General features: G+C 75.0%; 7 protein-coding genes and 1 pseudogene. 6 read left to right on the top strand and 2 right to left on the bottom strand.

Annotated features, from left to right (window positions below):
- Positions 1 to 1,014, bottom strand: a pseudogene (locus tag PAI11_RS28110) (hypothetical protein); the annotation flags it as partial.
- A gap of 90 nt (positions 1,015 to 1,104) precedes the next feature.
- On the opposite strand from PAI11_RS28110, the gene PAI11_RS28105 reads away from it, so the two are divergent.
- Together PAI11_RS28105 and PAI11_RS10475 are read left to right on the top strand one after the other, a co-directional pair.
- Positions 1,105 to 2,004 carry an AAA family ATPase gene (locus tag PAI11_RS28105; protein ID WP_040599779.1) on the top strand — a complete coding sequence of 300 codons (900 nt, stop codon included), beginning with the start codon at positions 1,105 to 1,107 and terminating at the stop codon, positions 2,002 to 2,004.
- Between the two features lie 18 nt (positions 2,005 to 2,022).
- The gene (locus tag PAI11_RS10475) at positions 2,023 to 3,648 is read left to right on the top strand and encodes a VWA domain-containing protein (RefSeq protein WP_007574104.1); all 1,626 of its coding nucleotides are present in this window, start codon (positions 2,023 to 2,025) and stop codon (positions 3,646 to 3,648) included.
- On the opposite strand, the gene PAI11_RS10470 is transcribed toward PAI11_RS10475, so the two are convergent.
- Positions 3,645 to 4,115, bottom strand: coding sequence for a winged helix-turn-helix transcriptional regulator (locus tag PAI11_RS10470; protein WP_007574102.1), 471 nt, complete (start codon positions 4,113 to 4,115; stop codon positions 3,645 to 3,647). The genes PAI11_RS10475 and PAI11_RS10470 overlap by 4 nt on opposite strands.
- Positions 4,116 to 4,176: 61 nt before the next feature.
- On the opposite strand from PAI11_RS10470, the gene PAI11_RS10465 reads away from it, so the two are divergent.
- The 4 genes from PAI11_RS10465 to PAI11_RS10450 are packed head-to-tail and all read left to right on the top strand — an operon-like array spanning position 4,177 to position 7,455.
- Positions 4,177 to 4,731, top strand: a complete 555-nt coding sequence (locus PAI11_RS10465) for a PaaI family thioesterase (RefSeq protein WP_007574100.1) — start codon at positions 4,177 to 4,179, stop codon at positions 4,729 to 4,731.
- Between the two features lie 23 nt (positions 4,732 to 4,754).
- Positions 4,755 to 5,570 (top strand): ABC transporter ATP-binding protein, encoded by an 816-nt coding sequence (locus tag PAI11_RS10460; protein ID WP_138974218.1) that lies wholly within the window; start codon positions 4,755 to 4,757, stop codon positions 5,568 to 5,570.
- Complete coding sequence (locus PAI11_RS10455; protein WP_007574096.1) at positions 5,567 to 6,367, top strand: ABC transporter permease; 801 nt, start codon at positions 5,567 to 5,569, stop codon at positions 6,365 to 6,367. Before PAI11_RS10460 ends, PAI11_RS10455 begins: the two co-directional genes overlap by 4 nt.
- Positions 6,364 to 7,455 carry an ABC transporter substrate-binding protein gene (locus PAI11_RS10450; RefSeq protein WP_007574094.1) on the top strand — a complete coding sequence of 364 codons (1,092 nt, stop codon included), beginning with the start codon at positions 6,364 to 6,366 and terminating at the stop codon, positions 7,453 to 7,455. Before PAI11_RS10455 ends, PAI11_RS10450 begins: the two co-directional genes overlap by 4 nt.
- Positions 7,456 to 7,565: the final 110 nt, after the last annotated feature.

The raw sequence follows: 7,565 nt of genomic DNA, 5'->3' as shown, positions 1-7,565 counted from the left end.
GTCCGCCGCCCGACGCACGCCGCCGCCACGCGCCTCGACGACCGCCAGCGCGGCCCCGGCGGTCGCCGCCAGCAGGGTCAGCGCCGGCACCAGGTAGCGCGGGTTGCCGGCGAAGCCGGCCTGGGCCATGACCGCCACCAGCAGCGCGTAGCCGAGGGCCAGCAGCAGCCAGGACGTCGGGCCCGGCGCGATCCGGCCACGCCGCAGGAGCCCGGGCCCGGGCCCGGTTCCGCCGGCCGCCGCCAGCCCGGCCACCACCGCGATCGCCAGCACGGGCCACGGCGCCTGCCGGCCGAGGTCCTCCCAGACCGTCAGGAACGGCACGTCCGTGAGGGCGGCCGAGCCGGCGCTGGCGGTGCCGGTGGCGCCGCGGGTCGACGCCAGGCCGGACGACAGCAGGTCGGGCACGATCCAGACGACCAGGACCGCGGCGCCGGTGGCGATCACCGGGACCGCCCGCAGCCGTCCGCGGCCGATCGCCCACAACCCGTAGAGGCCGAGGAACGGCCAGATCTCCGGCCGCACCAGCGCCCCGAGCGCCGTCAGCCCGAAGCCCAGCCGATGATCGCCGTCGTCCGCGGCCAGCAGCGCCCAGACCACCAGCGCCCCGAGCAGCGGGTCGGCGTTGCCGAGCGCGGCGTTCGGCAGCCACCACGGCGACAGCGCCACCGCGCCCGCGGCCACCAGCGCGCCCGGCCAGCCGGCCGCGCGTCCGGCCAGGCGCGCCGCGCCGACCACCGCCAGCAGCGCCCCCGCCCGCGCGACGACCAGCCAGGCGAGGGCCGCCCCGTCGCCGAGGATCGCCGCCGGCCCGGTGACCAGCAGCGGGAACGGCTTGAACGACGGTCCGGCGTTGGTGTCGAGCGAGAGGCTCCAGATCTCGCGCCCCCAGACGACCCAGGCCGAGGCGTCGAAGGCCAGCGCGCGGCCGAACGGCAGCGACGCGATCGCGATCAGCACGGCGCCGAGGATCCACGCGGCGCCGCGCAGTCCCCCGGTGCGGGCCTCGAGCACCGCGCCATCGTCCCACAGCGCCCCGGCGGCGGGCCGGCCCCGAACCGGGAGGATCGCGGGGACCGAGCCCGGGCCTATGATTGCTCGCCCGTGTCCGATACTCCCGCCACCGTCGAGGACCTGGACGCCGGCCTCCGCAGCGTGGGCTACCTGCCCGGCGCGCGGACGTCGCTCGTCTCGCACCTCGCGATCCACCTCGACAAGCCCGTCCTCGTGGAGGGCCCGGCCGGGGTCGGCAAGACCGAGCTGGCCAAGGCCCTCGCGTCGGTCCTCGACCGCGACCTGATCCGCCTGCAGTGCTACGAGGGCCTCGACGAGGCCAAGGCGCTGTACGAGTGGAACTACCGCAAGCAGCTGCTGCGGATCCAGGCGGAGACCGGCTCGAGCGGCGGTGACGGCGAGGGCTGGAGCCAGGTCCAGGACGACGTCTTCGGCGAGGAGTTCCTGCTCACCCGCCCGCTGCTGCAGGCGATCGCCAGCGAGCGCCCCGTGGTCCTGCTGATCGACGAGATCGACAAGACCGACCAGGAGTTCGAGGCGATGCTCCTGGAGCTGCTCTCGGACTTCCAGATCACGATCCCCGAGCTCGGCCGGATCGAGGCGACCACCCAGCCGGTGGTGCTGCTGACCTCGAACAACACCCGCGAGCTGACCGAGGCGCTGAAGCGTCGCTGCCTCTACCTGTGGCTCGACTACCCCGAGCTCGAGCACGAGCTGGAGATCGTCCGCCAGCACGTGCCCGACCTGCCGGGCACGATCTCGCGGCGGCTGGTCGAGGTCGTCAGCGAGATCCGCAACCTCGAGCTCAAGAAGCCGCCGTCGATCGCCGAGTCGATCGACTGGGCCCGCACGCTGCTGCTGCTGGGCGCGACCGACCTCGACCAGCAGCTGTTCCGCGACACGCTGTCGGTGATCGTCAAGCACCGCACCGACATCGACCTGGTCTCCGAGCGGGTCGGGCTGCGGCTGCCGGCCCGGGCCGCCGAGTAGCGAGCGGATCGTGGTCGCGTGCCGTCCGACGACGCCGTCCGTGGCCTGGGGCGGGCGCTCGCGAACCTCGATCCCGGCGATCGCCCGGCCGTGAGCCCCGGGGTCCCGAACCTGCCCGGGGGTCCCGAGGCCAAGCGCCTGCGGCAGGCGGCGATCCACGCCCGTCACGGCGCCGACGGGGTGCCCGGCGGCCTCGCCGGGCAGCTCGTCGCGTTCACCGAGGAGCTGCGCGGCGAGGGGATGTCGGTCGGCACCAGCGAGCTGCTCGACGCGACGACGGCGCTCGGCGTGATCCCCTGGAGCTCGCGCGCCGCCTTCCGCGAGACGCTCGCGACGACGCTCGCCAAGTCGCCGGAGGACCGCCACGTCTTCGACCTGGTCTTCGACCGCTTCTTCTTCCGCGCCGCCGAGGCCGAGGCGGTCCGGCTGGGCGCGACCGACGCCGAGACCGCCCAGCGCGCGGATGACGGCGACGCCCCCGGGTCCGGCGAGGGCGCCGAGGAGGGCGGTGACCCGTCCGAGCAGGCCGGCCAGGCGGGCGAGCTGGACCTGGACGCGATCCGAGACGCCGTCGCGCAGGCGATCGCCGACGGCGCCTCCAGCCGGATGGCCGATCTCGCCGCGCTGGCGATCGCCGGCGTCGGCGGCCAGGTCCAGGACTCGGGCGTGGTCGGCGTCGACGTCCAGCGGATCCGCCGCACGCTCGACCTGCGGCCCGAGCCCAACCCGGAGGCCCCCGAGGGCGACCCGCGCCGCCAGGGCCTCCCCCGCGAGGGCATCCGCGAGTTCGAGAAGGCGCTCCGGCGGGAGCTGGAGCGGCGCCGGATCCAGCGGCTCGGCGAGCTGCCGCCCGCGCGGCCGCTGAACCAGATGGACCGCGCGCTGCCGAGCGCGCCGGGCCAGGACCTGGCCGAGGTCCACCGCGTCGTCCGTCAGCTGAAGCGGCGGCTGAACACCCAGGGCCACGAGCTGCGCGGCCAGCGGCGCCGGACCCAGGTCGACATGCGGGCGACGCTGCGCGCCTCGCTCCAGACCGGCGGCGTGCCGGTCGTGGTCAAGGAGCGCGCGGTCCGCCCGCGGCGGCCGGAGATCTTCGTCCTCTGCGATGTCTCGACCTCGGTCACGAGCGCCTCGCTGTTCTTCCTCTCGGTCCTCCACGCGCTCCACGACGCGTTCCGCAAGATGCGCTCGTTCGTCTTCGTCGAGCGGATCAGCGAGGTCACCGAGCTGTTCGAGCGCGAGCGCGAGTTCAAGGACGTCGCCCAGGCGATCGGCCGCGACGCCGGGGTCGCCGACGTCACCGGCTACACCGACTACGGCCGGGTCTGGCGGGAGTTCCTCGAGCAGACCGAGGACGAGCTCCATCCCCGCGCGACGGTGATCGTGCTCGGCGACGCCCGTACCAACGGCCGCGACCCGGCCGAGGCGGCCTTCGCCCGGATCACCGAGCAGGCCGGGCGGACCTTCTGGCTCAACCCCGAGCCGGCCCTCTACTGGGACTACGGCGATTCGGTGATCAGCCGCTACGCCGCCCACTGCCAGGTCCACGAGTGCTGGACCGCCGACCAGCTCGAGGGCTTCGTGGCGGCGTTGACCCGCAGCGGGCCGGCCGAGCCGACCGCGCCCCCGCAGCGACGCCGCTAGCCGCTCGGGCCGGGCCCGGGGACGCCGTCCGGGACGGCCGGCCGCAGCTCGCGCCCGTCGTCGCCGAGCAGGTGGCCCTCGGCGCAGACCAGCCGGGCCTGGACGGGTGCCCCGCAGCCATGGTGGACGACCCGCAGCGGCGGGCCCTCGCTGCCCGCCAGGTGGCGGTCGCCCCACTGCATCAGGGCGGTGATCACGGGCTGCAGCTCGCGGCCGGCCTCGGTCAGCCGGTACTCCTGGCGGGTGCGGCCGCCGCCCTCGGGCCGGTAGTCGCGCTGCTCCAGCACCCCCGCGTCGACCAGGTGACGGAGCCGCTGGGCGAGGACCGCGCGCGGGGCGCCGGTGTGCTCGCGGATCTGCTCGAACCGGCGCATCCCGAGGAAGACCTCGCGCAGGACCAGCAGCGACCAGCGCTCGCCGACGACGTCGAGCGTGCGGGCGACCGAGCAGACGCGCGGGGTGGTCATGCGTCGAGTCTCGCAGAAGCAGGGTTCAATTTGCGAATTCAGCTTGATAGCGTCTGGCGGCATGAGCACCCCCGAGCCGACCATCGCTCCCGCCGCGGACGGGCTGGGCGCCGCCCCCGCCTCGTGGGGCGAGCCCCGGCAGCGCACGGTCACCTGGCACGACCCGCTGGCCACCGCGGCCAAGGGCGCCACGATGTCCGGCCGCGAGTACCTCGAGGCGGTCTTCGCCGGCGACCTCCCCCAGGCCCCGATCGGCCGCCTGATGGGCTTCTCCGGTGGCCGCGTCGGCGACGGCGAGGTCACGTTCACCGCCGTCCCCGACGAGTCGGTCTACAACCCGATCGGCCTGGTCCACGGCGGCTTCGTCGCGACCCTCCTCGACAGCGCCCTCGGCTGCGCGGTCCACACGACGCTGCCGGCCGGCGTCGGCTACACGTCGATCGAGATGAAGGTCAACTACCTGCGGGCCGTCCACGCCGACTCGGGCGAGCTGACGGCTCGCGGCTGGGTGGTCAAGCCGGGCCGTCGCGTCGCGTTCGCCGAGGCCGACGTCCGCGACGCCGCGGGCAAGGTCGTTGCAACGGGGTCCAGCTCGCTGCTGATCATCGCGCCGTAGGGGTGGGATAGCCTGGCGGGTCGGTGGGAGACCCGATCTCACGCGGCCGGCCCGCGACCAGCGCCCCGGGCCCGGCCGAGATCGCGCCCCTGAGCGCTCGCGGGGTGGTCCGGCGCCTGGGCGCGCTGCCGGTCCTCGACGGGATCGACCTCGACGTCGCCCCGCACGAGGTGGTGGCGCTGGTCGGGCCGTCCGGCTGCGGCAAGTCGACCCTGCTGGAGCTCGTCTGCGGGCTCCAGCAGCCGGACGCCGGCACCCTCCGCGTCCACCCCGCGGCGCTGATGCCCCAGCGCGACCTGCTGCTGCCGTGGCTCAGCTCCCGCGACAACGTCGCGCTGCCGCTGCGGCTGGCCGGGGCCTCGCGGCGCGCGGCGCGTGCCGCCGCCGAGGAGCTGCTGGAGCGGGTCGAGCTGGGCCGCTTCGCCCGCAGCCGGCCCGACCAGCTGTCGGGCGGGATGCGCCAGCGCGTCTCGTTCCTGCGCGCGCTGGCGACCGAGCGCGACCTGCTGTGCCTGGACGAGCCGTTCGGGGCGCTCGACGCGATCACCCGCGAGGAGCTGCGCCACTGGCTGGTCGACCGCCTGCGGGAGCGGCCCCGGAGCGTGCTGCTGGTGACCCACGACGTCGAGGAGGCCGCGCTGCTCGGGGACCGCGTCGTCGTGCTCGGCCCGCGGCCGGCGCGGGTCGTGGCCGAGGTCCCGGTGACCGCCGGACGGGCCGACGGGCGCCACCGCGAGGCGACCGACGCGCCGGTCGTCGACGCCCGTCGCCGGATCCACGCCGCCCTGCACGCGGCGATCGCGGCCGGCCGCGCCGCCGGGACGGAGGCCACCGCATGACCGACCGCGACCGCCGCCCGCTGCCGCTGTCCGTGCGCGTCGTGCTCGGCGTCCTCGGCCCGCTGCTGCTGCTCGGCGCCTGGGAGGCCTACTGCCGGATCTCGGACGTCGACGCGCTGCTGCTGCCGCCGCCCAGCGACGTCGCGACGTCGCTCTGGGAGGACCGCTCGCTGCTCTGGGACACCTTCCTGATCACCGCCCGCGAGATCGCCTTCGGGCTCGCCGTCGCCCTCGTGCTCGGCGTGGTGCTGGCGATCGCGATGCACCTGTCGCGGGTCGTCCGCGCCACGCTCGGCCCGCTGGTGATCGGCTCGCAGGCGATCCCGCTGCCGGTGCTGGCGCCGATCCTCGTCTTCTGGCTGGGATTCGGGATCGCCCCGAAGCTCGCGATCGTGGCGGTCATCTGCTTCTTCCCGGTGGTCGTCGCGACCCTCGACGCGCTCGATCGCGTCGACCCCGACCTGACCCGGCTGCTGCGGACGATGGGCGCCGGCCGCTGGCAGCGCCTGCGCTGGGTCGAGCTGCCCGCCGCGCTGCCGGCCGCGCTCTCCGGGGCCAAGATCTCGGTCGCGATCGGCGCGATCGCCGCCGTCTTCGCCGAGTACGCCGGCACCGAGCAGGGCGCCGGCGGCCTCGGGCACGTGATCCAGTCCGCCCAGTCGGGCCTGGCCACCGATCGGGCCTTCGCCGCGGTCGCGATCCTCGCCGCCTTCACCATCGCCACCACCGGGGCGCTCGCCCTCGCGCAGCGACTCCTGGCACCCTGGGCACACCGCCGACCCGGAGACTCTCCATGACGCCCCGTCGACTCCTGCTGCTGTTCGCCGTCCTCGCCACCACCCTCGGGCTGACCGCCTGCGGCGAGAAGTCCGAGGACGTCTCCGGCAGCCAGCGCCCGCCGCAGGAGCGGATCTCGCTGCTGCTGGACTACCTGCCCAACGCCGATCACGCCGGCATCTACCAGGCGCAGGCCAACGGCTCGTTCTCGAAGGCCGGGCTGACGGTCGACATCCGCACCCCGCAGGACCCGGCCTCGGTGCTCGGCCTGGTGGCCTCGGGCAAGGTCGACGTCGGGATCACCTACGAGCCCGAGCTGCTGCTGGCGCGGGCCCAGGGGCGCGACCTGGTCGCCTTCGCCAGCCTGGTGACGCGGCCGCTGACGTCGCTGATCAGCCTGCCGAAGGCGAAGATCAGGAGCGCGAAGGACCTCGAGGGCAAGACCGTCGGCACCGCCGGGATCCCCTACCAGAGCGCCTACCTCGAGACGATCCTGCGCAAGGCCGGGGTCGACCCGAAGACCGTCAAGCAGGTCAACGTCGGCTTCAACCTCAACGGCGCGCTGCTGTCGGGCAAGGTCGACGCGACGCTCGGGGCGTTCTGGAACTACGAGGGCGTCGACCTGCAGCAGCGTCGCAAGAAGCCGGTGATCGTCCCCGTCAACGAGCTGGGCGTCCCGACCTACGACGAGCTGGTGCTGGTGGCCCGCAACGAGACCCTGATCAACCGCGAGTCCGCGATCCGCCGGCTGGTGCGCGCGATCGGCGAGGGCTACCAGGCCGTCCGTCGCAACCCCGACGCCGGCGCCGACCCGCTGCTGGCGGCGAACAAGGACCTCGACCCGGGGCTGCAGCGCGAGGCCGTCAGCAAGTCGGTCGACGCGTTCTTCCCGGCCGACGCGAAGAAGCCGTGGGGCTGGATGGAGACCGACGACTGGGCCAGCTACGCCCAGTGGATGCTCGACCAGGGCCTGCTGAAGCGCCAGATGCCGCTCGACAACGTGCTGACGACCGACTTCCTGGCCGGCGAGGGTGCCGGCGAGGGCCGCAAGACGCCCGGTGGGCAGGACCGGCCGGCGCAGAAGCTGCCCGGCTACCGCGGGGAGTGAGCGCCTAGGCGCGCGCCAGGGCGGCGGCCGGATCGGGGGCCACGGCCGCCGGGTCGGTCGCCGCGGTCGCCGCCGGGATCGGGGGCCGCGCCCGCCGGCGCGGCTCGACC

It is taken from the genome of Patulibacter medicamentivorans (assembly GCF_000240225.1).
Classification (GTDB): Bacteria; Actinomycetota; Thermoleophilia; order Solirubrobacterales; family Solirubrobacteraceae; genus Patulibacter; species Patulibacter medicamentivorans.
This window is presented reverse-complemented; position numbering and strand designations above follow the sequence as displayed.

Excerpts from the sequence above, each read along its gene's own strand:
- PAI11_RS10470 (WP_007574102.1), bottom strand. The coding sequence starts at position 4,115 with ATGACCACCCCGCGCGTCTGCTCGGTCGCCCGCACGCTCGACGTCGTC.
- PAI11_RS10465 (WP_007574100.1), top strand. The coding sequence starts at position 4,177 with ATGAGCACCCCCGAGCCGACCATCGCTCCCGCCGCGGACGGGCTGGGC.
- PAI11_RS10455 (WP_007574096.1), top strand. The coding sequence starts at position 5,567 with ATGACCGACCGCGACCGCCGCCCGCTGCCGCTGTCCGTGCGCGTCGTG.
- PAI11_RS10450 (WP_007574094.1), top strand. The coding sequence starts at position 6,364 with ATGACGCCCCGTCGACTCCTGCTGCTGTTCGCCGTCCTCGCCACCACC.